We start from the raw sequence: 23,132 nt of genomic DNA on the forward strand, positions 1-23,132 counted from the left end.
TATTGCGCAACAGATCGCTTGAAACCCGTAAGGTAGGGCGAAGAACCCGAACAAGCCACGCGCATGTCGTCGATGAACTCGGCCGGGGAATCGTTGCCGGCACCTATCCCGTCGGCGCGATCCTGCCCGGAGACGGAGAACTGGCGCAGCGCTTCAAGGTTTCGCGTACGGTGCTGCGTGAAACGATGAAGACGCTTGCTGCCAAGGGCATGGTCGTTGCAAAGGCGCGCGTCGGTACGCGTGTTACGGAAAAGAACTTCTGGAACATGTTCGACACCGAAATCATATCCTGGCATTTCGCCAACGGTGTGAGTGAAGAATTCCTCCTGCAGCTTTACGATATCCGTCTCGCTTTCGAACCTTTCGCGGCCGGCCTCGTGGCCGAGCGTGCAAAACCGGACGAGATCGAATGGCTGCGCGGCCTGGCGCTCGACATGGCCGCAAGTGACCATACGGCCGACAGCCTGGCACTTGCCGATCTGCGCTTCCATCTCGCCGTTTCAGAGGCGTCCCATAATCCCTTCATGCGCACGCTTGGCGGGCTCATCGAGGCGGCACTCGTCGGCATGTTCCGCATGAGTACGCCGCCATCCGAGAACGGTTTCGCCAACATTGCTGAAACCCATATGCGCATCGTCGACGCGATTGCGGCCGGCGACGCCGCTGCAGCTCGCAGGGCGATGGAAATTGTCATCGTTGAGGGCAGGGACCACGTCCACGAAGCCTTCTCCGCGCTTTCCGAGCCCATCGTTTCCCTGCCGATTTCGTCTTTTTGAAGCGTCGCCTTGCTGCTATGAGCGGCGGAAGAGCCGCCTCGCAATGGATTCTCGGAGTCTGCCATGGAACGCACCTGCCTTGCCGTCATTCTCGCCGCCGGTGACAGCACCCGAATGAAATCCGCAAAGTCGAAGGTGCTTCATGAGGTCGCCAGTCGACCGATGATCGCTCATGTCGTCGATGCCGTGGCCGCAACCGGAGTGTCTTCCGTTGCCCTCGTCGTCGGCCGGGATGCCGAGAAAGTAGCAAAGGCTGCCGATATCGGTGGCGTGACGGTTAAATCGTATGTTCAGGAACAGCGCCTCGGTACCGGCCACGCCGTTCTGGCCGCCCGTGAGGCGATTGCCGAAGGCTATGACGATATTCTCGTGACTTACGGCGACGTGCCGCTGCAGACCGCCGGTCCGCTGCTCGAAGCCCGCAAGGCATTGGCCGAAGGCAGCGACATCGTCGTCATCGGTTTCCATACGGACCGTCCGGCCGGCTACGGACGCCTGCTTGTCAAGGATGGCGAATTGATTGCCATCCGGGAGGAGAAGGACGCCACGGACGCCGAGCGCGCCGTCAAGTGGTGCAACAGCGGCCTCATGGTGATCAACGGCCGCAAGGCGCTCGACCTGCTGTCGCGCATCGGCAACAGTAATGCCAAGGGCGAATATTATCTGACCGATCTCGTCGAGATCGCCCGCTCGCTCGGTGGCCGCGTCACTGCCGTCGATGCGCCTGAGGTCGAGATGGCCGGCTGCAACAACCGCGCCGAGCTCGCGGCGATCGAACGCTTCTGGCAGGAGCGCCGCCGCCACGAACTGATGCTCTCGGGTGTGACTATGATCGCGCCGGAAACGGTATTCCTTTGCTACGACACCGTCATCGGCCAGGATGCACTGATCGAGCCGAATGTCGTCTTCGGCCCCGGCGCCGTTATAGATGGCGGTGCGGTCATCCATGCCTTCTCGCATATCGAGGGCGCGCATGTAAGCGAAGGCGCGACGGTCGGTCCCTTCGCCCGTCTGCGTCCGGGTGCCGATCTCTCGGTTGGATCCAAGGTCGGCAATTTCTGCGAAGTCAAGAACGGCAAGATCGGCGAGGGCGCCAAGGTCAACCACCTGACCTATATCGGCGATGCCGTTATCGGCTCCGGTAGCAATATCGGCGCCGGCACGGTCACCTGCAATTATGACGGGGTGAACAAGTTCGAGACCGTCATCGGCAAGGACGCTTTCATCGGCTCGAATTCCTCGCTGGTTGCTCCGGTCACGATCGGCGACAGCGCCTATATCGCATCGGGCAGCGTCATCACCGCAGACGTGCCTGATGATGCACTCGCCTTCGGCCGTGCCCGACAGGAGATCAAGCCCGAACGCGCCAAGCTTCTGCGAGAACGGGCGCTCGCCATCAAGGCGGCAAAGAAGGCCAAAGGCTGAGCCTTCTTCGGTAACGTGCGGAAACCGAAAGTGACCGCCGTACCAATTGAGAAATAAGCGGGAATCGCTAGGAGTGGCCTCACTGAACAGGTCTGAGGGGACGTTTGAATGTGCGGAATTGTTGGGATCGTCGGAAATGCGCCGGTTGCGAGCCGTCTTGTCGATGCGCTGAAGCGGCTGGAATATCGCGGTTACGATTCCGCCGGTGTCGCCACCATCCATGATGGCGCGATGGATCGCCGCCGCGCCGAGGGCAAGCTCTTCAACCTCGAAAAGCGTCTCGACAGCGAGCCATTGCCCGGAACGACCGGCATCGCCCATACGCGCTGGGCAACCCATGGCGTGCCGAACGAGACCAACGCCCATCCGCATTTCGTCGAAGGCGTCGCCGTCGTCCACAATGGCATCATCGAGAACTTCTCCGAACTGCGCGACGAGCTGAGCAGCGAGGGCGCGGCCTTCCAGAGCCAGACCGACACGGAAGTCATCGCCCATCTGATGGCGAAGTATCTGCGTGAAGGCCTGACTCCGCGGGAAGCCATGTTGACGATGCTGAACCGCGTCACCGGTGCCTATGCGCTGGCCGTGATGCTGAAGGACGACCCCGGCACGATCATGGCTGCCCGCTCTGGCCCGCCGCTCGCCATTGGCTATGGCAAGGGCGAGATGTTCCTGGGCTCGGATGCTATCGCGCTGTCCCCCTTCACCAACGAGATCACCTATCTCGTCGACGGTGACTGGGCTATCATCACCCGCGAAGGCGCGACCGTGCTCGATTTCTCTGGCAAGGTGGTCAAGCGCCCGCGCCAGATTTCGCAGGCGACCGCTTATGTGGTCGACAAGGGCAATCACCGCCATTTCATGGAAAAGGAAATCTACGAGCAGCCGGAGGTTATCTCCCACGCGCTCAGCCACTATGTGGATTTCACCGCCAACACGATCAGCCCGAATGCATCCGCCATTGATTTCAAAGCCGCGACCGGCCTTGCGATCTCGGCCTGCGGCACGGCCTATCTCGCCGGCCTGATCGGCAAATACTGGTTCGAGCGTTATGCCCGCCTGCCGGTCGAAATTGATGTCGCCTCGGAGTTCCGCTACCGCGAAATGCCACTGCAGCCGTCGCAGGCCGCTCTCTTCATCTCGCAGTCCGGCGAAACCGCCGATACGCTGGCTTCGCTGCGCTATTGCAAGGACAATGGCCTGAAGATCGGCGCCGTCGTCAATGTGCGGGAATCGACTATCGCTCGCGAATCCGATGCCGTCTTCCCAATCATGGCCGGGCCGGAAATCGGCGTTGCCTCCACCAAGGCTTTCACCTGCCAGCTTGCCGTGCTTGCATCACTGGCGATCGGCGCAGGCCGGGCCCGAGGCACGATCAGCCCCGATGACGAGAAGGCGATGGTCCGCCACCTTGCGGAAATGCCGCGCATCATGAGCCGTGTCCTCAATCTCATCCAGCCGCAGATGGAAGGCTTGTCCCGCGAACTCTCCAAGTGCAAGGACGTGCTCTATCTCGGTCGCGGCACCAGCTTCCCGCTTGCCATGGAAGGCGCGCTGAAGCTCAAGGAGATCTCCTATATTCACGCGGAAGGTTACGCGGCGGGCGAACTGAAGCATGGGCCGATCGCGCTAATCGACGAGAACATGCCTGTCATCGTCATTGCGCCCCATGACCGGTTCTTTGAAAAGACGGTGTCCAACATGCAAGAGGTCGCAGCCCGTGGCGGCCGCATCATCTTCATCACCGACGAGAATGGCGCTGCTGCTTCCAAGCTGCCGACCATGGCGACGATCACGCTGCCCAATGTCGACGAAATCATCTCGCCGATGATCTTCTCGCTCCCAATCCAGCTGCTTGCTTACCATACGGCAGTCTTCATGGGCACGGACGTCGACCAGCCGCGCAACCTCGCAAAATCGGTGACTGTGGAGTAAGCCCTTCGAGGCTGAAACATGTTGTGCAACAAGGCGAATTCTGGCAATTTTGTGCCTTGCGGACACAGGGGGAAGGTCGGTCAACCGGCCTGTCTAAAGACTGAAACGGAGTTCATCAGAAAAGATGTCCGAGAAGGCCCCCCGAGTGCCGGTCGCCATGCGGCTACGAAATAATTTCCTCGCCGGCCTGATCATCTGCGCACCGATCGCGATCACCATCTGGCTGACCTGGACCTTCATCCACTGGTCGGACAGCTGGGTGCGCCCCTATATCCCGGCGCGCTGGAATCCCGAGAGTTATATAAACTTCGCCATTCCCGGGTTCGGCCTGTTGACCGCGGTGATCATCATCACGATCGTCGGCTTTCTCGGCAAGAATCTCATCGGTCAAAGCATCGTCCGCTTCGGTGAATCCATCGTCCAGCGCATGCCGCTGGTGCGCACGATCTACAGAAGCGTGAAGCAGATCTTCGAAACGGTCCTGAAGGAGCAGTCCAATTCCTTCAAGAAGGTCGGCCTGATCGAATATCCAGGTCCGGGCCTCTGGGCGCTGGTCTTCATCGCGACCGATGCCAAGGGCGAGATCGGCTCAAAGTTCAACGCCATGGGGCAGGACATGGTCGCCGTCTTCCTGCCGCCGACGCCGGTGCCGACGGCCGGCTTCCTGATCTTCGTACCGCGCGAAAAGATCGTCATGCTCGACATGAGCCCGGAAGATGCCGCCAAATTCCTGATATCGGGTGGCCTCGTTGCCCCGGAACACCTGCCGGTCGTGCGCCCCAAGCCGAAGGCAATATCCAAGGTCGACTAGCCTTTCCCGGCCGGGAACGGCTCTATCCGGCTCGCAGGAAACGGATCGCCTCGTCGCGGCGGAAGAGATAGAGCAGGGTGCGCACGGCCTCGCCACGCTCGCTCGTCAGGTCGGGATCGCGTTCGATCAGATAGGCGGCATCCTTGCGGGCGATTTCCAGCAAATCGGCATGCGCCTCGATACTGGCGATACGGAACCCTGGCGTACCTGACTGGCGCGTCCCGAGGATTTCGCCTTCGCCGCGCAGTTTCAAATCCTCTTCGGCAATCCGGAAACCGTCTTCCGTATCGCGCATGATGGATAGACGCGCATGGCCTGTCTCGCCGAGCGGTCCCTTGTAGAGCAGGATGCAGGTCGAGGCCTCGTCACCGCGGCCGACGCGACCGCGAAGCTGGTGTAACTGCGCCAGCCCGAAGCGCTCGGCATGTTCGATCACCATGATCGTCGCATCGGGCACGTCGACGCCGACCTCGACGACGGTTGTCGCCACCAGCAGCCGCAATTCGCCACTCTTGAAGGCGAGCATCACGGCGTCCTTCTCCGGCCCGCTCATGCGGCCATGAATGAGGCCGATGCCCGGACCGAGTGCGGAGACGAGCGTCGCATGCCGCTCTTCCACCGACATCAGATCGATTTCTTCGGACTCTTCGACCAGCGGGCAGATCCAGTAGGCCTTCTTGCCTTCGGCAAGCGCACTCTTCAGCCGACCGACAATCTCGCCGGTCCGCTCGGTCGGGATAGTGATAGTGGTAATCGGCTTTCGGCCGGCCGGCTTCTCCGTCAGCTTCGAGACGTCCATATCGCCGAAAGCCGCCAGCACCAGCGTGCGCGGGATCGGCGTTGCCGTCATGACCAGCATATGCGGCGAGATGCCCTTTGCCGTCAGGCGCAGACGCTGGTGCACGCCGAAACGATGCTGCTCGTCGACGACGGCCAGCATCAGGTTCTTGTAGTTGACGCTATCCTGGAAGAGCGCATGCGTGCCGATGACGATCTGCGCTTCGCCGGAGGCGATGCGCTCGAGAATGTCCTCCCGCTCGCGCCCCTTGGTGCGCCCCGTCAATACTTCGACGCTAAGGCCGGCGGCGGCTGCGAATTTCGAGATCGTCGCATGATGCTGGCGTGCGAGGATTTCCGTCGGCGCCATCAGCACGGCCTGACCGCCGCTTTCGAGGACAGCGGCCATCGACAACAGCGCCACCAGCGTTTTGCCGGAGCCGACATCGCCCTGCAGAAGCCGCAGCATGCGTTCTTCGCCGGCCATATCCTTCAGCACGTCGGCTACGGCTTCGGTCTGGCTCTTGGTTGGAGAAAAAGGGAGATTTTGCAATATCTTGCCGCTGATTTCTCCAGTGGCATGTACGGGTTGTCCAGCCACCTTGCGCAGCCGCTGGCGCACCAGCGCCAGTGATAGCTGGCCGGCCAGGAATTCGTCATAGGCAAGGCGGCGGCGGGCAGGGGTCTGCGGATCAATATCGGACGTATCCCGCGGCTCGTGCAGCATGTGGAAACTGTCGCGGATCGAGGGCAGGCCCTGTTTTTGCACCAGCGCCAGATCGATCCATTCCGGAAGTTCAGGCATGCGCGGCAATGCCGCCTCGATGATTTTGCGCAAGGTCTTAGGAGAAAGCCCCGCCGTCAGCGGATAGATCGGCTCGACCAGCGGCAGGTTCTCACCCTCGCTTGCTCTGACGATATAGTCGGGGTGAACCATCGATGCGCGGCCGTTGAACCAGTCGACCTTGCCGCTGACGGTCACTTCCTCGTCGATCGGCAACTGCTTTTCCAGCCATGCTGCCTGGCCACGGAAGAAGACGAGCGTCAGTTCGCCGGTCTCGTCATGCAGGAACACCCGATAGGGAACGTTACGATTGCCGCGCGGCGGCGCCTGATGCCGGTCGACGCGCGCCGTGATCGTCACGATCGCGCCTTGTGGCGCACGGGCGATCCCCGGCTGGTTGCGCCGGTCGACCAGCGAGGAGGGCGCATGAAACAGAAGATCGATGACCCGGCAATCATCCGGTGTTTCACGCTCGAGCAGCTTGACGAAAAGCTCGGAGATCTTCGGGCCGACGCCTGGAAGGCCCGAAACGGGGGAAAACAGCGGATCGAGAATGGTGGGGCGCATGGGCGCCAAAATGCGATGAACAATAGGGCCTTGGCAAGGCTGACAAGCCGCTTTCCAGGGTCTATAGAGGCGCATCAACAAGGAAGGTGATGCCATGACAGGAGTAACGCTCACGAGCGCCGGTCTCGACCCCCGACGCCGCCGGATTCTTTTCCGCTGCTGGCATCGCGGCATCAGAGAGATGGACCTTGTCTTCGGCCAGTTTGCTGAAAATGAACTTCCCACGATGAGCGAAGTCGAGCTCGATGAATTCGAGACGATCATGGCGGAAGAAGATAATGACCTGGTGCGCTGGATCATGGGAACCTGGCCGACTCCCGAGCATTTACAGACGCCCATGTTTGCCCGCATTGCCGCCTACAAACCCGACTTCGAGACCCCCAGGACGCCGGAATGATCCCTGGTTTTGATGCCAAGAAGCTCGCAGCCGCCGCCGAGCCGCTGACGATCGGCAATGTGCCTGCAGGCATGGAGCCGCTGCTGCTGGCCGAGCTCGCCCGCAATGGCGAGCCGGTCGCCTATGTGATGTCGGATGGTCAGCGCATGGCTGATCTGGAGCAGATGCTGGGCTTCGTTGCCCCTGATATTCCGGTCCTGACGCTGCCCGCCTGGGACTGTCTTCCCTATGACCGCGTTTCGCCGAGCGCCGATACTTCGGCGCGGCGACTCGCCGCCCTTTCAGGCCTGATCGCGCATCGCAAGAAGCCGCATGCGGCAATCGTGCTGGTGACAGCCAATGCCATGCTGCAGAAGGTGGCGCCGCAGGATATCATCGAAAGCCTGACCTTTTCCGCGCGCCCCGGCAATCAGGTGCGGATGGACGATATTGCCGGACGGCTGGAGCGCAACGGCTTCGAGCGTGTGGCGACCGTGCGTGAGGTCGGAGAATATGCGGTGCGCGGCGGCATCCTCGATGTCTTCGTGCCCGGTTCGGAAGAACCGGTTCGTCTGGATTTCTTCGGCGACACACTGGAGAGCATCCGCAGCTTCGATCCGGCCAGCCAGCGCACGATCGGCCAGGTGCGTTCCCTCGATCTCAATCCGATGAGCGAGGTGACGCTGACGCCCGATACGATCAGCCGCTTCCGCAAGAACTACCTCTCCATGTTCGGCGCCGCCACGCGCGACGATGCGCTCTATCTCGCCGTATCGGAAGGTCGTCGTTACCCCGGCATGGAACACTGGCTTCCCCTGTTCTACGAGAAGCTGGATACGGTGTTTGATTACCTCTCCGGCTTCCGCATCGTCACCGATCACACGGTGCGTGAAGCGGCCGAAGAGCGTTCCAAGCTCGTTTACGACTATTACGAAGCGCGCCACAATTCCGGTCAGCCGGCCAAGGGTCAGATGGCGCAGGGCACGCCCTATAAGCCGGTGTCCCCCGGCCAGCTCTATCTCGACAGCAAGACATTTGCGCGCACGCTCGATGCGATCAACGCCATCCGCGTGTCGCCCTTCAACGAGCATGAGGGCGAGGCGCGCCGCGTCGTCAATCTCGATGCGCGCCAGGGGCAGCGCTGGGCGCGCTCGAATGCCGAAGGCGGCGGTGATGCCGAGCGCGTCAATGTCTTCGACGTCGTCGTCAAGCACATCGCAGACAAGCGCGCCGGCGGTGCGAAGATCATCATCACTGCCTGGACCGAAGGGTCGCTCGAGCGCTTGCTGCAGGTGCTGAACGAACACGGCCTCGAACGCGTCAAGCCGATTATGGCGTTGAAGGATGTCTCCAGCCTTGCGAAGGGTGAGGCGGCTGCGGCCGTGCTCAGCCTCGAATCCGGATTCGAGACCGGCGATCTCATCGTCATCGGCGAACAGGATATTCTCGGCGACCGCATGGTGCGCCGCTCGCGTCGCCGCAAGCGCGCCGCCGACTTCATCTCGGAAGTCGCTGGTCTGGACGAGGGATCTATCGTCGTCCATGCCGAACACGGTATCGGCCGTTTCGTCGGCCTACGCACCATCGAGGCGGCCGGTGCGCCGCATGCCTGTCTTGAGCTGCAATATGCCGATGAGGCAAAGCTCTTCCTGCCGGTCGAAAACATCGATCTCCTGTCACGCTTTGGCGGCGAGGGCACGGAAGTGCAACTCGATAAGCTCGGCGGCGGCGCATGGCAGATGCGCAAGGCCAAGCTCAAGAAGCGCCTGCTGGATATGGCCGATGCCCTGATCCGCATCGCGGCCGAGCGCCTGACGCGTCACGCGCCCGTGCTGACGACGCCGGAAGGGCTCTACGACGAATTCGCCGCCCGTTTCCCCTATGACGAAACGGAAGATCAGGAAAACGCCATCGAGGCCGTGCGCGGCGATCTCGGCGCTGGCCGACCGATGGACCGTCTCGTCTGCGGTGACGTCGGCTTCGGCAAGACGGAAGTGGCACTTCGCGCCGCCTTTGTCGCGGCCATGAATGGCGTACAGGTCGCTGTCGTCGTGCCGACCACGCTGCTCTCTCGCCAGCATTTCAAGACATTCTCCGAGCGCTTCCGCGGATTGCCGGTGCGCGTGCAACAGGCTTCGCGCCTTGTCGGCTCCAAGGAATTAGCGCTGACCAAGAAGGAAGTCGCCGATGGGAAGACGGATATCGTCGTCGGCACCCACGCGCTGCTTGGCTCGGGCATCAACTTCGCCAATCTTGGCCTGCTGATCATCGACGAAGAGCAGCACTTCGGCGTCAAGCACAAGGAGCGGCTGAAGGAGCTGAAGAGCGACGTGCATGTGCTGACGCTCTCGGCAACGCCGATCCCGCGCACGCTGCAGCTTGCGATGACCGGGGTGCGTGAGCTCTCGCTCATCACCACGCCGCCGGTCGATCGTATGGCGGTGCGCACCTTCATTTCGCCCTTCGACAGCCTCGTCATCCGCGAAACGCTGATGCGCGAGCATTATCGCGGCGGCCAGAGCTTCTATGTCTGCCCGCGTCTTGCCGACCTCGAAGATATCCACGCCTTCCTGCAGTCCGACGTGCCGGAGCTGAAGGTCGCCGTCGCTCATGGCCAGATGCCGGCCGGTGAACTCGAAGACATCATGAATGCCTTCTACGAAGGCCGTTATGACGTCCTGCTCTCGACCACCATCGTCGAATCCGGCCTCGACGTGCCGACGGCAAATACGTTGATCGTCCACCGTGCCGATATGTTCGGCCTTGCCCAGCTTTATCAGCTGCGCGGCCGTGTCGGCCGTTCGAAGGTGCGCGCCTTCGCGCTCTTCACGCTACCGGTCAACAAGGTGCTGACGGCAACCGCCGAGCGCCGCCTGAAAGTGCTGCAGTCGCTGGATACGCTCGGTGCCGGCTTCCAGCTCGCAAGCCACGACCTCGATATCCGCGGCGCCGGCAATCTGCTCGGCGAGGAACAGTCCGGCCATATCAAGGAAGTCGGCTTCGAGCTTTACCAGCAGATGCTGGAAGAGGCCGTTGCCGAAGTGAAGGGTGTCGACGAGATTGCCGATACCGGTTGGTCGCCGCAGATTTCCGTTGGCACTCCGGTCATGATCCCCGACAATTACGTGCCTGACCTGCACCTGCGCATGGCGCTCTATCGTCGCCTCGGCGAGGTGAGCGAGCTCAAGGAGATCGATGGCTTCGGCGCCGAGATGATCGACCGTTTCGGTCCGATGCCTGTCGAAGTCCAGCACCTGCTGAAGATCGTCTACATCAAGTCCCTCTGCCGCACGGCCAATGTCGAGAAGCTTGATGCCGGCCCGAAGGGTGTTGTCGTCCAGTTCCGCAACAAGGAATTCCCGAACCCTGCCAATCTTGTCGGTTATATCGGCAAGCAGGGCGCCATGGCGAAGATTCGTCCCGACCACAGCCTGTTTCTGACCCGCGACTTGCCCACCCCGGAAAAGCGCCTGCAGGGTGCGGCCGTCATCATGACGCAGCTTGCGGAACTGGCCAAAAGTTAAGGGCAGCCCGGCGAAACCGGACTGCCCTTACTCTCATCCGTTAGCTGGGATCGACGGTGTCAATTCATCCCGGCGCGTGCTTCGGCCTTTGCCTTGGCGATTTCGCGCAGCGCTTCTGCCAAAACATCCGGTGTCTGTGCGCCACTGACAGCATATTGCTGGTCGAAGATGAAGAACGGCACGCCATTGACGCCCATGCGCTGCGCCGCGTCGATTTCCGAGAGAATGACGCTGCTGTCGGCATCGGACGCGAGCAGCGCAGCAATGACGGAGCGCTGCAGGCCTGCCTTCTCGGCGATATCGAGCAGCACTTCATGATCGCCGATATTGCGGCCCTCTTCGAAATTGGCCTTGAACAGTGCCGAGACCACGGCCTCCTGCTTCTGCCTGTCTTCGACAACTGCCCAGTGGATCAAGCGGTGCGCGTCAAGTGTGTTCGGCCCGATCTTGATGGCTTCGAAATTGAAGTTGATGCCGACTTCACGACCGTAGTTGGTCAGCATCTTGTGCGCTTCGGCAACGCGTTCGGCGCCACCGAGTTTCTGCTCCAGCATCTTCTTCTGATCGACGCCTTCGCGCGGATAATCCGGATTGAGACGATAGGGGCGCCAGTTGATATCGACACCGATTTCGTCCTGAACCTCGGCTATCGCGAGCTCCAGCCGCGCCTTGCCGAGATAGCACCAGGGGCAGACGACATCAGAGACGACGTCGATGGTGATGCGTTCCATTGTGATTTCCTATTCTGCCATCCCTCAACAAGAGTTGGCTCGATGCATAGAAGATGTTGCCGGCGATCTTTAGAGGAAGGCCGAGGCAAGAGAAAGGAAATAGAGCGCTACGCTCAATGATGTGATTATTGCGCGCTCGTATCCCACCACGTTTGCAATTGATAGCCATAGAGCGGCACCGCATCCGGATGACCGATGCGTTTGTTGCGGGCAACCCATTGCTGATCGATGTGGTAGAGCGGCAGCACATAGTGGTTGGAGAGCAGCAGCCGGTCATAGGAGCGCACAGAAGCGGTGAAATCCTCCGTCGAGCGGGAGCGCAGCAGGTGATCGATCAATGTATCGAGATTGGGATCATTGGCGCCCGCGAAGCTGTCTGTACCCTGGCGCGTGCGTGCCGCCGACGACCAGCGGCCGAGCTGCTCATTGCCGGGTGACAGTGAAGAAGTATAGGCCTTCATGATCATGTCGTAGTCGAAACTGTTCGTCCGGCTCTGATATTGCGAATCGTCGACGGTGCGGATCGACGCCGCGATGCCGATCGTTTGCAGCGAACGCTGGTAGGCGACGGCGAGTTTTTCCTGATCGGGATTTTGCGTCATGATCTCGAAGGCAAGCTGCTTGCCGCTCGCATCTGCCATCTTGCCGCCCTGGATCGTGTAGCCCCCCTGTTTCAGGAGGTCGACAGCCTGCTTCAGCACCTTGCGGTCGCGTCCCGAACCGTCCGTCACCGGCAGCTTGTAGCTGCCGTCAAGGATGGTGGGGTCGATCCGGTCCTTGATCGGTCCGAGCAACGCCAGTTCACGCTCATCCGCCGGTACCCCGAAACTCGACAGATCAGAGTTCTGCCAGAAGCTTTGCGTGCGCTTGTAAGCGCCGGAGTAGAGGTTCTTGTTGGCCCATTCGAAATCGAAGACCAGCGACAGGCCTTCGCGCACCTTGATATCGCCAAAGATCGGCCGCCGCGTATTGAAGACGAAGCCCAGCATGCCGCTCGGCAGTTTCGGCTTGAAAACATCCTTCACAACCGTGCCCGATGTTGCGGCCGGGAAATCATAGGCATTGGCCCAGTGCCCGGGATTGCCCTCCAGATAGATATCGACATCGCCTTTCTTGAATGCCTCGAAAAGCGTCGTGTCCTGCAGAAAATACTGCACGGTGAGCTGGTCGTAATTGTCCATGCCGACCTTGGCCGGAATGTCCTTGCCCCAATAGTTCGGGTCGCGCTCGTAGGTGATGCTCTCGCCGGGTTTCAGGCTCTTGATCTTGTAGGGACCGGAGCCGATGGGAGGCGTGAGCGAACTGCGGTCGAAACCATCAAGTGCGATCGCATGTTTCGGCAGGATCGGAAACAGGCCGAAGATCATCGGCGTCTCGCGATCTGCCTTGTCGTTGAAGGTGAAGCGTACGCTGTGGTCGCCGACCTTCTCCATTTTCGAAACGAGATTGAGGCGGCTGGAGAAGGGCACGCGTCCCTTGTCACGCAACAGTTCGAAAGAAAAGATCACGTCTTCGGGTGTAACCGGCTGCCCGTCCGACCACTTGGCTTTCGGGTTGAGGTTGAACTGAATGAAGGTGCGGTCTTCATCCCATTCCACCGTTTCCGCCAACAGGCCGTAGAGCGTGAAGGGCTCGTCGCTCGAACGCTGCAACATGGATTCATAGACGAGGTTGCCGAATTGCGGATCCCACATGCCGCGCGCCGTTGTGCGCATGCTTTTCAGGATAAAAGGGTTCAGGCTGTCGAAAGTGCCGACCACGCCATAGGTGATTTTCCCGCCCTTCTTCACGTCGGGATTGACGTATGGGAAGTGCTTGTAATCGGCAGGCAGCGCCGGCGCGCCGTGCATGGCGATACCATGCACGGGTTCTGCGGCGACTGCTCCGCTGATCAGCGTGAAAGCGGCGAGAAGGGCGATCCGAAGCATTCTGAAATTCCTCGATGCGTGGCGACGGGCACGATTCGCCGGCAGGGTAACATGCGAGCGTCCAATTCCAACCGGACCCGCCGTTTTCTTTACCTATGTGCCAAAATGCCCGCGAAATTGCCAAAGAAATGCTGGATATCTTCCACAGCGCGATGTAACACGTGACCCGAAGTTTTGGGGTCATGCATTTGCCTTAATTTTTTAAGAGGTGGAGTGCCGAACGACCCGGTGGTTGGGGCGGCCGAACGTAGCCCCGCAACGGATATCAGGAGACGGAATTCGTTATGATGTTCAAGTCTGAAAAGAAAATGCGGGCAGCACTGTCCGTTATGGCAGTGATCTTCGGTGCCTCGGCTCCGGTCTCGTCCTTCGCACAGGATGCAGCCGCCCAGGCTCCGGCAGCGTCGGCTGACGCGCCCGCACAGGCCGCAGGTGCCCCGCGCCTCGGCTGGTACAAGACCTGCAGCAAGCAGGAAGACAACGACATCTGCGTTGTTCAGAACCTGGTTCTCGCCAATGGCGGCCAGCTGGTTACTGCCGTTGGCTTGATTTCGGTCTCCGGCAAGATCAACCGCAAGATCCTTCAGGTTTCTGTTCCTGCTGCGCGCCTGATCCCCCCGGGCATTGCAATGCAGATCGACGGCGGCAAGGGCCAGAAGCTCGATTACGCCGTCTGCCTGCCCGACAAGTGCACGGCTGAAATTCCGCTGACGGACGCCATGATCGCAAGCCTCAAGAAGGGCAGCGACGTGGTCTTCACCTCGATCAACTTCCGCCGTGCTGCAAACCCGATCAAGGTTTCGCTCGAAGGCTTCACGGGCGCTTATGACGGCGAACCGGTTTCCGAATCGAAGCTTGCCGAAAGCCAGCGCAGCCTGCAGGACAGCATGCAGAAGAAGGCTGAAGAAGCCCGCAAGAAGCTGGAAGACGCCCAGAAGGCAGCAAAGGCCCAGTAATCGGGACTTTCACGAATTGACGAAAAACCCGGCTTCAGGCCGGGTTTTTTGTTGCCGGCTTGTCGCGCAAAAGTGTGAGCCGTTTTGCGCGACATGCGAGAAAAGAAAAAGGCCCCGACATGCGGGGCCTTGTCATAGAGGTCATGTGACCCGACTTAGTGGGCGAAGCTCATCTTGGGTTTGAACTGGCCCGTCGGGCCGCGGTCGAAGATCTGCTCGACCTGCGGATTGCGAAGCGGCGTATCGCTCTCGTCGCTCACCAGGTTCTGCTCGGAAACATAGGCGACATATTCGCTGTCATCGTTTTCGGCAAGCAGATGGTAGAACGGCTGGTCTTTGCTGGGGCGGACTTCCGCGGGAATGGAATTCCACCATTCTTCCGTATTCGCGAACTCCGGATCAACGTCAAAGATGACGCCGCGAAACGGAAAAACCTTGTGCCGAACCACTTCGCCTATGCTGAACTTTGCAACTCTTTCTTTCATGGTACGACTTCCTTTCTCACCTGATTTGGTGATCGGCCCCCCGCAAATCAAGATTTTTTGCGGGACTTCGTCACATGATTGTCATGTCTGCCCATCGGTTTTCATGACCTCGGGGTCGAAAAAAGCCCCGGCGAACCGGGGCTTCTCTCTTGTTTTATGCCGAGTAATACATGTCGTACTCGACCGGATGCGGCGTCATTTCGAAGCGCATCACTTCAGCCATCTTCAGCTCGATGAAGGCATCGATCTGATCGTCGTCGAAGACGCCGCCAGCCGTCAGGAACTTGCGGTCCTTGTCGAGGCTTTCCAGCGCTTCACGCAGTGAGCCGCAGACGGTCGGGATCTTCTTCAGTTCCTTCGGCGGCAGGTCGTAGAGGTCCTTGTCCATGGCCTTGCCGGGATGGATCTTGTTCTTGATGCCGTCGAGGCCTGCCATCAGCATGGCGGCAAAGGAGAGGTAAGGGTTCGCCATCGGATCCGGGAAGCGGACTTCGACACGCTTTGCCTTCGGATTGGTGCCGAACGGAATGCGGCAGGAGGCCGAACGGTTGCGCGCGGAATAGGCGAGCAGAACCGGTGCTTCGTACCCCGGGACGAGACGCTTGTAGGAATTCGTCGACGGATTGGTGAAGGCGTTGATCGCCTTGGCATGCTTGATGATGCCGCCGATATAGTAGAGGCAGGATTCGGACAGGCCTGCATATTCGTCGCCGGCGAAGGTCGGCTTGCCGCCCTTCCAGATCGACTGGTGAACGTGCATGCCCGAACCGTTGTCACCGAAGATCGGCTTCGGCATGAAGGTTGCCGTCTTGCCATAGGCATTGGCGACCTGATGGACGACATACTTGTAGATCTGCATCTTGTCGGCGTTGCGAACGAGCGTGTCGAACTTGATGCCGAGTTCGTGCTGCGCGGCAGCCACTTCATGGTGGTGCTTTTCAACGACGACGCCCATTTCCGAGAGAACCGTCAGCATTTCCGAACGCATGTCCTGGGCGCTGTCGATTGGCGGAACCGGGAAATAGCCGCCCTTGACGCGCGGGCGGTGGCCGAGGTTGCCGGTCTCGTAGTCGGTATCGTCGTTCGACGGCAGTTCGGTCGAGTCGAGCTTGAAGCCGGTATTGTAGGGATCAGCCTTGTACTTGACGTCGTCGAACACGAAGAATTCGGCTTCCGGGCCGACGAAGATCGTGTCGCCGATGCCGGATGCCTTCAGATAGGCTTCGGCCTTCTTGGCAGTGCCGCGCGGGTCGCGGTTATAGGCTTCGCCGGAAACCGGGTCGAGGATGTCGCAGACGATGACCATGGTCGATTGAGCGAAGAACGGGTCCATGTGCACAGTGTCCGTGTCGGGCATGAGCACCATGTCGGACTCGTTGATGGCCTTCCAGCCGCCGATCGAGGAGCCGTCGAACATGACGCCATCGGCGAACATGTCTTCATCGACGCAAACAACGTCCATCGTTACGTGCTGCAGCTTGCCCTTGGGGTCGGTAAAGCGCAGGTCGACGAACTTGACGTCGTTTTCCTTGATCTGCTTCAGGATTTCGCTTGCACTCGCCATAAGATGCTTCCTCTGTTTTGTGATGATGTTACGTTATGTGCGATGAGGATGGGTGAGCTTGCCCGAAGGCAAAGCTTTCAGATGGCATCGATACCGGTTTCACCGGTGCGGATGCGGATGACCTCTTCGACGTTGGAAACAAAAATCTTTCCGTCGCCGATGCGCCCCGTCTGCGCGGCCTTGCGGATCGCGTCGATGACGGCCTCCGCATTTTCATCTGCGAGCACGACCTCAACCTTCACCTTCGGCAGGAAATCGACGACGTATTCAGCGCCGCGGTAGAGTTCGGTGTGGCCCTTCTGGCGACCGAAGCCCTTCGCTTCCGTGACGGTGATACCCTGCAGACCGACTTCCTGAAGGGCTTCCTTCACCTCGTCCAGCTTGAAAGGCTTAATGATCGCTTCGATCTTTTTCATGAGAAAATGTCTCTCCGCTTCTCCTGTTACGGCAGGAACGTTCCCGCTCGCGGAATATGATGCAGATATCGTGCCAGTTTGAAATCCGTCTCGCGCAAAAAATCGCGGAATTTTATGTGCGCGACCTTGTTTGCCAGCGTTTCAATGTCGTTTTGATGAAAAATGAGGTGAGTAGGGGCGCATTTTTATCGAAAATGATACAAAACCTGAAAAAACCATTCCATTTTCGACTTCTCGATGGCTCTTGCGATTCGATGAAAAATTAATCAGATGCATAAAATATGATCTTTTGTTTTCTCGATCATGCGGTTGTTTTTTAGGCGTTTTTTGAATTGAATAGGGCCATGAGCCAACGCCTTTCCGATCTCCTCCTCACATCTGCCGAAATGGCCGCCGCTGATAGGGCTGCCGCTGAAACTGGAATCGACTCCTACGGCTTGATGGAGAAAGCGGGTGCCGCTGTCGCCGCCGCTGCGCTGCGGCTTTATCCGGGCACTCCACGTTTTGCCGTCCTCTGCGGTCCCGGCAATAATGGCGGCGACGGCTATGTGGTTGCCCGGCTTCTGCAGGAGAGTGGCGCACGTGTGGAGATCTTCTATCTCGGCGATCCGGATAAGCTGAAGGGGGACGCCGCACGGGCGAGGGCAGCCTGTGCGCTGAAGGGCTTGGACATAGGCAACTATGATCCGGAGCAGGGCGATATCGTCGTCGACGGTCTCTTCGGAGCGGGTCTGGCGCGCGATGTGCCGCCCGATGTCGCCGATCTGATCCGCAAGGTCGGCAGGGCGGGCACGCCGGTCATTGCCGTAGACCTCCCATCAGGCCTCGACGGGCGCACCGGTGCCGTGCTCGGAGCCGCCTTCCGCGCGGCGCATACCGTGACCTTCATGACCCGCAAGCCCGGCCATCTTCTCATGCCGGGCAGAGAGCTTTGCGGCAGCCTCGAGGTCTTCGATATCGGTATTCCGAGCCGCATCATCCGGGCGCAGACGACTGGCCTCGTGGCCGAGAATACGCCCGCCGCCTGGCGCGCTGCCATGCCGGCCGAGCAGTTGGAAACACAAAAATACAAGCGCGGCCACCTTGTCGTGTTTTCGGGAGAGGCGAGCAAGACGGGCGCAGCCCGCATGTCGGCCATGGCGGGCCTGAAAGCCGGGGCCGGACTGGTGACGATCGCAGCGCCGACCGAAGCCCTGTCGGCCAACAGCGCCCATCTGACCGCCATCATGCTGCACGCGATCGATGACGCGGCAGCCCTAAAAGGCTGGCTTGGAGATGCGCGGCTTCAGACCTTCGTTCTCGGACCCGGTTTCGGGATTGGAAAGAAAGCCCGTAAATTCGTGTCCCTGCTCCGGGACCGGCACGTCGTTCTCGATGCTGACGGTATCAGCTCATTCAAGGATGACCCGCAGGCGCTGTTCGACCTGTTCAAGGGGGAGCCGCGGCTCGTGCTGACGCCGCATGATGGAGAATTCGCTCGCCTCTTTCCCGATATTGCCGCAGACGAGAAGGCGGGTAAGGTCGACAAGGCGCTCGCAGCCTCGAGTCGCGCCAACGCCGCCGTCATATACAAGGGTGCCGATACCGTCATCGCCTCGCCGGATGGGCGTGCACTGATCAATACCAACGCGCCGGTCTGGCTCGCCACTGCAGGCTCAGGAGACGTATTGGCCGGCATCATCGGCGGCCTGCTCGCCCAAGGAGTGCCGGCTTTCGAGGCGGCCGCTGCCGGCGTCTGGCTGCATGGCGAAGCCGGCGATCGCGCCGGTAAGGGCCTGACCGCCGAAGATCTCGCCAGCCACGTGCTGCCGTTTTGAGCTCTTAACCGTTTACCCGCTTCTGCAAGGCCATTGCCCCATGCGGCGCATTGACCTTGCCCTCATGGATCATGAAGGCGAAGACATCGCGCGGTTCAATTTTGACCTTGCGGTCCTTGTCGATCAGCGGCAGGTCGTCAGGCACCTTGCCTTCGGCCCAGACCTGCAGCCGCTTGGTCCAGTCCTTCAGTTCCGGCTCCGGGTAGCAGGTCGGAATATCGTCCGATCCCTTCTGCAGGCGCGTGTAGACGAAATCCGCCGTTACGTCGGCAATCATCGGATAATCGAAATGTTCGGCGCAGACGGGCGCCACCCCGTATTTTTCGAGCAGCGCAATGAATTCAGGCACCTTGAAGGAATCGTGCCGGACTTCCACGACATGGCGCAGCTTCAACCCGTCCTGCTTTTCCGGCAGCAGCTTCAGGAAGGCTTCGAAATCATCGGGCTCGAATTTCTTGGTGGGCGCAAACTGCCAGAGCAACGGGCCGAGATGATCGCCAAGCTCGCTAATGCCGGACGAGAGGAACTTCTCCATCGACTCCCAGGCTTCGGCGAGCACTCGCCTGTTCGTGGTGTAGCGCGTCGCCTTCAGCGAAAAAACGAAACCATCAGGCACGTCGGCGGCCCATTTGGCGAAGACTGTCGGTTTCTGCGTGCTATAATAGGTGCCGTTGACCTCAATGACCTTCAACTGGCGGCTGGCATAGTGCAGCTCGTCCTTCTGCTTGAGATCGTCGGGAAAGAAATGGCCGCGCCACGGCTCGAATGTCCAGCCGCCGATACCCACACGGATCGTGCCCGATTTGCTCATCTCTTCCTCCTCGCTTGCGATCCCTCAGATCGCGCCAACCTTCTTCGTCCTGTCGATCGCTTTCGACATGTCGACGATAGTCCACCCTGGCCGATTGGGATGGGGGCGGCGACCCGTTTCCTGAAAACCGAAGGCGGAATAGAGCGCTATGTTCCGCTCCATCAGCGCATTGGTATAAAGTCGGATCTCCGGCACAACCCATTCCCGCGCTCTGTCCTCCAGCCAGGTAAGCATTGCAACGCCGTGTCCCGATCCCTGAAACTCAGGCGCGACGGCGATGCTGAAGAGCATAAGATGGTCCGGGTGGCGTTCAACAACGACCAGTCCCGCAATCCTGTCGTCAGCCTCCCGCAACCAGATCTCTCCGCGATCGAGCCGGTGCCCGTAATCTTCGGTTACGGGCACCGGCGGCGCGCCGAAGCTTTGTGTATAAGGGGCAAAGGCAGCTGCGGTCAGCGCCACGACAACCGGTAGATCCGCTTCCGTGGCACGCCGCATGGTCATTCCGCCGCCGCGAACGTCTTCTTGACCGGTCGCCGCTCCAACAATTCCTTCAGGAAATGACCGGTATAGGAGCGCTTCTCCTTGACGATGGTCTCCGGCGTGCCGACGGCCACGATCTCGCCGCCGCCGTCACCGCCTTCAGGGCCGAAGTCGAGGATCCAGTCGGCAGTCTTGATGACTTCGAGATTGTGCTCGATGACCACAACCGAATTGCCCTGATTGACCAGCTCGTGCAGCATTTCCAGAAGCTTGGAGACGTCATGGAAATGCAGGCCAGTTGTCGGCTCGTCGAGGATATAGAGCGTGCGGCCCGTCGAACGCTTCGACAGTTCCTTGGCGAGTTTGACGCGCTGTGCCTCACCACCCGAGAGCGTATTGGCCTGCTGGCCGACCTTGATATAGCCAAGGCCGACATCGAACAGTGACTGCAGCTTGTCGCGCACGCCTGGAACCGCCGCGAAGAACTCGACACCTTCTTCCACCGTCATGTCCAGCACGTCGGAGATCGACTTGCCCTTGAAAGTCACGTCGAGCGTTTCGCGGTTATAACGCTTGCCGTGGCAGACGTCGCAGGTGACATAGACGTCGGGCAGGAAATGCATCTCGATCTTGATGACGCCATCGCCCTGGCAGGCTTCGCAGCGACCGCCCTTGACGTTGAAGGAAAAGCGGCCCGGCTGATATCCGCGCGCCTTGGCCTCAGGCAGGCCGGCGAACCAGTCGCGGATCGGCGTGAAGGCGCCGGTATAGGTCGCCGGATTGGACCGCGGCGTACGGCCGATCGGCGACTGGTCGATATCGATCACCTTGTCGATATGTTCGAAACCGTCGATGCGGTCGTGATCGGCAGGGATTTCGCGCGCACCCATGACACGACGCGCTGCAGACTTGTAGAGCGTTTCGATCAGGAAGGTGGACTTGCCGCCTCCCGAAACACCCGTAACAGCCGTGAAGACGCCGAGCGGGATCGCTGCGGTGACATTCTTCAGATTGTTGCCGCGCGCGCCGACGACCTTGATCTCCTTGCCTTTCTTCGGCTTGCGTCGCTCGTCGGGCAGTGCCACCCCGAGTTCGCCGGACAGATATTTGCCGGTGAGCGACTTCGGATTGGCCATGATCTCCTGCGGCGTGCCATGTGCCACCACCTGTCCGCCATGGACGCCGGCAGCAGGCCCGATATCGACCACGTCATCAGCCGTCAGGATCGCATCTTCGTCATGCTCGACGACGATAACCGTATTGCCGATGTCGCGCAGGTGCTTCAGCGTTTCGAGAAGCCGGGCATTGTCGCGCTGGTGCAGGCCGATCGACGGCTCGTCGAGCACGTAGAGAACACCCGTCAGGCCCGAACCGATCTGCGAGGCAAGCCGGATACGCTGGCTCTCGCCGCCCGACAGCGTGCCGGAATTGCGCGACAGGCTGAGATATTCGAGACCGACATCGTTGAGGAAGCGCAGGCGGTCGCGGATTTCCTTGAGAATGCGCACGGCAATCTCGTTCTGCTTGGCATTGAAGGTCGCCGGTAGCGTCTCGAACCAGTCGCGCGCGATGCGGATCGACATTTGCGTCACTTCGCCGATATGCAGCTTGTTGATCTTGACCGCGAGCGCTTCCGGCTTCAGGCGAAAACCATTACAGGCCGGGCAGGGGGCGGCCGACATGAAGCGCTCGATATCCTCGCGCGCCCAGGCCGAATCCGTTTCCTTCCAGCGCCGCTCAAGATTGGGCACGATGCCCTCGAAATTCTTCGAGGTCGTGTAGGAGCGCGCGCCATCGGCATAGTGGAATTCGATCTTCTCCTCGGTACCATTGAGAATGACATCCTTGGCTTTCTCAGAGAGATCGTTCCAGCGGCTGCCGAGCTTGAAGCCGAAATGCTTGCCGAGCGCCTCAAGCGTCTGGTTGTAATAGGGCGAGGTGGACTTGGCCCACGGCGCAATCGCGCCATCCCGCAACGTGCGCTCCGGCTCAGGCACGATCAGGTCGGTATCGATCTTCTGCTGCGAGCCGAGACCGTCGCAGGTCGGGCAAGCACCGAAGGGATTGTTGAACGAGAAGAGCCGCGGCTCGATTTCCGGAATGGTGAAGCCGGAGACCGGGCAGGCGAATTTTTCCGAAAACAGCACACGCTCATGCGTCTCGTTGAGCGACTTGTTGGCAGAGCCACCAGCCGAGGTTTCCTCCGGCGGCAGCGGCTTGTCGGCAAATTCGGCAACGGCGAGCCCATCGGCGAGCTTCAGAGCGGTCTCGAAACTGTCGGCCAGACGCGAGGCCATGTCGGGGCGCACGACGATACGGTCGATGACGATATCGATATCGTGCTTGTATTTCTTGTCGAGAGCAGGCGCATCAGCGATCTCGTAGAACTGGCCATCGATCTTGACGCGCTGGAAGCCCTTTTTCATGAGATCCGCCAGTTCCTTCTTATACTCGCCCTTGCGGCCGCGGATCATCGGCGCGAGAATGTAGAGCCGCGTGCCTTCCTCGAAGGCCAGCACACGGTCGACCATCTGGCTCACCGTCTGGCTTTCGATCGGCAGGCCGGTGGCCGGCGAATAGGGGACGCCGACGCGTGCGAAGAGCAGGCGCATGTAGTCGTAGATTTCGGTGACCGTACCGACCGTCGAGCGCGGGTTGCGCGATGTCGTCTTCTGTTCGATCGAGATTGCCGGCGAAAGCCCGTCGATCTGGTCGACGTCAGGCTTCTGCATCATTTCCAGGAACTGGCGGGCATAGGCCGAAAGGCTTTCGACATAGCGGCGCTGTCCCTCGGCATAGATCGTGTCGAAGGCGAGCGAGGATTTGCCGGAGCCCGAAAGGCCTGTCATAACGATGAGCTTGTTGCGCGGCAGATCGAGGTCGATGCCCTTCAAATTATGCTCGCGCGCGCCACGGATGGAGATCGTCTTCAGTTCGCTCATCGTCTCTGCTTCAAGTCGTTTGGG

General features: G+C 60.2%; 17 protein-coding genes. 8 read left to right on the forward strand and 9 right to left on the reverse strand.

Annotated elements, in window-relative coordinates; translation table 11 throughout:
• The first annotated feature begins 2 nt into the window (after window positions 1-2).
• The 4 genes from FHT93_RS01505 (at window position 3) to FHT93_RS01520 (ending at window position 4,947) form a co-directional block, all read left to right on the forward strand.
• The gene (locus tag FHT93_RS01505; protein ID WP_183845936.1) at window positions 3-776 is read left to right on the forward strand and encodes a FadR/GntR family transcriptional regulator; all 774 of its coding nucleotides are present in this window, start codon (window positions 3-5) and stop codon (window positions 774-776) included.
• A gap of 63 nt (window positions 777-839) precedes the next feature.
• Window positions 840-2,201, forward strand: coding sequence for a bifunctional UDP-N-acetylglucosamine diphosphorylase/glucosamine-1-phosphate N-acetyltransferase GlmU (gene glmU, locus FHT93_RS01510; RefSeq protein WP_183845937.1), 1,362 nt, complete (start codon window positions 840-842; stop codon window positions 2,199-2,201).
• 108 nt (window positions 2,202-2,309) lie between these two features.
• Window positions 2,310-4,136, forward strand: coding sequence for a glutamine--fructose-6-phosphate transaminase (isomerizing) (glmS, locus tag FHT93_RS01515; protein ID WP_183845938.1), 1,827 nt, complete (start codon window positions 2,310-2,312; stop codon window positions 4,134-4,136).
• A 124-nt stretch (window positions 4,137-4,260) separates the two neighbouring features.
• The gene (locus tag FHT93_RS01520; protein ID WP_112968420.1) at window positions 4,261-4,947 is read left to right on the forward strand and encodes a DUF502 domain-containing protein; all 687 of its coding nucleotides are present in this window, start codon (window positions 4,261-4,263) and stop codon (window positions 4,945-4,947) included.
• 22 nt (window positions 4,948-4,969) lie between these two features.
• Here FHT93_RS01520 and recG read toward each other — a convergent pair whose 3' ends face one another.
• Window positions 4,970-7,075: an ATP-dependent DNA helicase RecG gene (gene recG, locus FHT93_RS01525; protein ID WP_183845939.1), complete on the reverse strand. Its 2,106-nt coding sequence runs from the start codon at window positions 7,073-7,075 to the stop codon at window positions 4,970-4,972.
• A 94-nt stretch (window positions 7,076-7,169) separates the two neighbouring features.
• Between recG and FHT93_RS01530 the strand changes: the two genes are divergently transcribed.
• Both FHT93_RS01530 and mfd read left to right on the forward strand, forming a co-directional pair.
• Window positions 7,170-7,472 (forward strand): succinate dehydrogenase assembly factor 2, encoded by a 303-nt coding sequence (locus tag FHT93_RS01530; RefSeq protein WP_112547208.1) that lies wholly within the window; start codon window positions 7,170-7,172, stop codon window positions 7,470-7,472.
• Window positions 7,469-10,975 carry a transcription-repair coupling factor gene (gene mfd, locus FHT93_RS01535; RefSeq protein WP_113013653.1) on the forward strand — a complete coding sequence of 1,169 codons (3,507 nt, stop codon included), beginning with the start codon at window positions 7,469-7,471 and terminating at the stop codon, window positions 10,973-10,975. Before FHT93_RS01530 ends, mfd begins: the two co-directional genes overlap by 4 nt.
• Window positions 10,976-11,034: 59 nt before the next feature.
• Here the strand turns inward: mfd and FHT93_RS01540 are convergent, their stop codons facing one another.
• Window positions 11,035-11,706: a DsbA family oxidoreductase gene (locus FHT93_RS01540; protein ID WP_112547210.1), complete on the reverse strand. Its 672-nt coding sequence runs from the start codon at window positions 11,704-11,706 to the stop codon at window positions 11,035-11,037.
• 125 nt (window positions 11,707-11,831) lie between these two features.
• Entirely contained in the window at window positions 11,832-13,634 is a 1,803-nt protein-coding gene (locus FHT93_RS01545) for an extracellular solute-binding protein (protein ID WP_183845940.1), read from the reverse strand.
• Between the two features lie 284 nt (window positions 13,635-13,918).
• Here FHT93_RS01545 and FHT93_RS01550 point away from each other — a divergent pair, with 284 nt between their 5' ends.
• Entirely contained in the window at window positions 13,919-14,590 is a 672-nt protein-coding gene (locus FHT93_RS01550) for an invasion associated locus B family protein (protein WP_112547212.1), read from the forward strand.
• Between the two features lie 155 nt (window positions 14,591-14,745).
• Here FHT93_RS01550 and hspQ read toward each other — a convergent pair whose 3' ends face one another.
• The 3 genes from hspQ to FHT93_RS01565 form a co-directional block, all read right to left on the reverse strand.
• Window positions 14,746-15,075, reverse strand: a complete 330-nt coding sequence (gene hspQ, locus FHT93_RS01555) for a heat shock protein HspQ (RefSeq protein ID WP_007811955.1) — start codon at window positions 15,073-15,075, stop codon at window positions 14,746-14,748.
• Between the two features lie 154 nt (window positions 15,076-15,229).
• Complete coding sequence (glnA, locus tag FHT93_RS01560; protein WP_112547213.1) at window positions 15,230-16,639, reverse strand: type I glutamate--ammonia ligase; 1,410 nt, start codon at window positions 16,637-16,639, stop codon at window positions 15,230-15,232.
• A 77-nt stretch (window positions 16,640-16,716) separates the two neighbouring features.
• Window positions 16,717-17,055: a P-II family nitrogen regulator gene (locus FHT93_RS01565; RefSeq protein ID WP_003539626.1), complete on the reverse strand. Its 339-nt coding sequence runs from the start codon at window positions 17,053-17,055 to the stop codon at window positions 16,717-16,719.
• Between the two features lie 344 nt (window positions 17,056-17,399).
• On the opposite strand from FHT93_RS01565, the gene FHT93_RS01570 reads away from it, so the two are divergent.
• Window positions 17,400-18,872 (forward strand): NAD(P)H-hydrate dehydratase, encoded by a 1,473-nt coding sequence (locus FHT93_RS01570; RefSeq protein WP_183845941.1) that lies wholly within the window; start codon window positions 17,400-17,402, stop codon window positions 18,870-18,872.
• A gap of 4 nt (window positions 18,873-18,876) precedes the next feature.
• On the opposite strand, the gene FHT93_RS01575 is transcribed toward FHT93_RS01570, so the two are convergent.
• Genes FHT93_RS01575 through uvrA form a run of 3 tightly spaced genes read right to left on the reverse strand, consistent with a single transcriptional unit; the run spans window position 18,877 to window position 23,108 of the window.
• Window positions 18,877-19,683, reverse strand: coding sequence for a DUF72 domain-containing protein (locus FHT93_RS01575; protein WP_183845942.1), 807 nt, complete (start codon window positions 19,681-19,683; stop codon window positions 18,877-18,879).
• 24 nt (window positions 19,684-19,707) lie between these two features.
• Window positions 19,708-20,187, reverse strand: a complete 480-nt coding sequence (locus tag FHT93_RS01580) for a GNAT family N-acetyltransferase (RefSeq protein ID WP_183845943.1) — start codon at window positions 20,185-20,187, stop codon at window positions 19,708-19,710.
• Window positions 20,184-23,108 (reverse strand): excinuclease ABC subunit UvrA, encoded by a 2,925-nt coding sequence (gene uvrA / locus FHT93_RS01585; RefSeq protein WP_112547218.1) that lies wholly within the window; start codon window positions 23,106-23,108, stop codon window positions 20,184-20,186. The genes FHT93_RS01580 and uvrA overlap by 4 nt, the downstream gene beginning before the upstream one ends.
• Between the last annotated feature and the right edge of the window lie 24 nt (window positions 23,109-23,132).

The sequence above is a fragment of the Rhizobium sp. BK379 genome (genome assembly GCF_014193955.1).
Lineage (GTDB): Bacteria > Pseudomonadota > Alphaproteobacteria > Rhizobiales > Rhizobiaceae > Rhizobium.

Excerpts from the sequence above, each read along its gene's own strand:
- glmU (WP_183845937.1), top strand. The coding sequence starts at position 840 with ATGGAACGCACCTGCCTTGCCGTCATTCTCGCCGCCGGTGACAGCACC.
- glmS (WP_183845938.1), top strand. The coding sequence starts at position 2,310 with ATGTGCGGAATTGTTGGGATCGTCGGAAATGCGCCGGTTGCGAGCCGT.
- FHT93_RS01520 (WP_112968420.1), top strand. The coding sequence starts at position 4,261 with ATGTCCGAGAAGGCCCCCCGAGTGCCGGTCGCCATGCGGCTACGAAAT.
- recG (WP_183845939.1), bottom strand. The coding sequence starts at position 7,075 with ATGCGCCCCACCATTCTCGATCCGCTGTTTTCCCCCGTTTCGGGCCTT.
- FHT93_RS01530 (WP_112547208.1), top strand. The coding sequence starts at position 7,170 with ATGACAGGAGTAACGCTCACGAGCGCCGGTCTCGACCCCCGACGCCGC.
- mfd (WP_113013653.1), top strand. The coding sequence starts at position 7,469 with ATGATCCCTGGTTTTGATGCCAAGAAGCTCGCAGCCGCCGCCGAGCCG.
- FHT93_RS01540 (WP_112547210.1), bottom strand. The coding sequence starts at position 11,706 with ATGGAACGCATCACCATCGACGTCGTCTCTGATGTCGTCTGCCCCTGG.
- FHT93_RS01545 (WP_183845940.1), bottom strand. The coding sequence starts at position 13,634 with ATGCTTCGGATCGCCCTTCTCGCCGCTTTCACGCTGATCAGCGGAGCA.
- FHT93_RS01550 (WP_112547212.1), top strand. The coding sequence starts at position 13,919 with ATGATGTTCAAGTCTGAAAAGAAAATGCGGGCAGCACTGTCCGTTATG.
- hspQ (WP_007811955.1), bottom strand. The coding sequence starts at position 15,075 with ATGAAAGAAAGAGTTGCAAAGTTCAGCATAGGCGAAGTGGTTCGGCAC.
- glnA (WP_112547213.1), bottom strand. The coding sequence starts at position 16,639 with ATGGCGAGTGCAAGCGAAATCCTGAAGCAGATCAAGGAAAACGACGTC.
- FHT93_RS01565 (WP_003539626.1), bottom strand. The coding sequence starts at position 17,055 with ATGAAAAAGATCGAAGCGATCATTAAGCCTTTCAAGCTGGACGAGGTG.
- FHT93_RS01570 (WP_183845941.1), top strand. The coding sequence starts at position 17,400 with ATGAGCCAACGCCTTTCCGATCTCCTCCTCACATCTGCCGAAATGGCC.
- FHT93_RS01575 (WP_183845942.1), bottom strand. The coding sequence starts at position 19,683 with ATGAGCAAATCGGGCACGATCCGTGTGGGTATCGGCGGCTGGACATTC.
- FHT93_RS01580 (WP_183845943.1), bottom strand. The coding sequence starts at position 20,187 with ATGACCATGCGGCGTGCCACGGAAGCGGATCTACCGGTTGTCGTGGCG.
- uvrA (WP_112547218.1), bottom strand. The coding sequence starts at position 23,108 with ATGAGCGAACTGAAGACGATCTCCATCCGTGGCGCGCGCGAGCATAAT.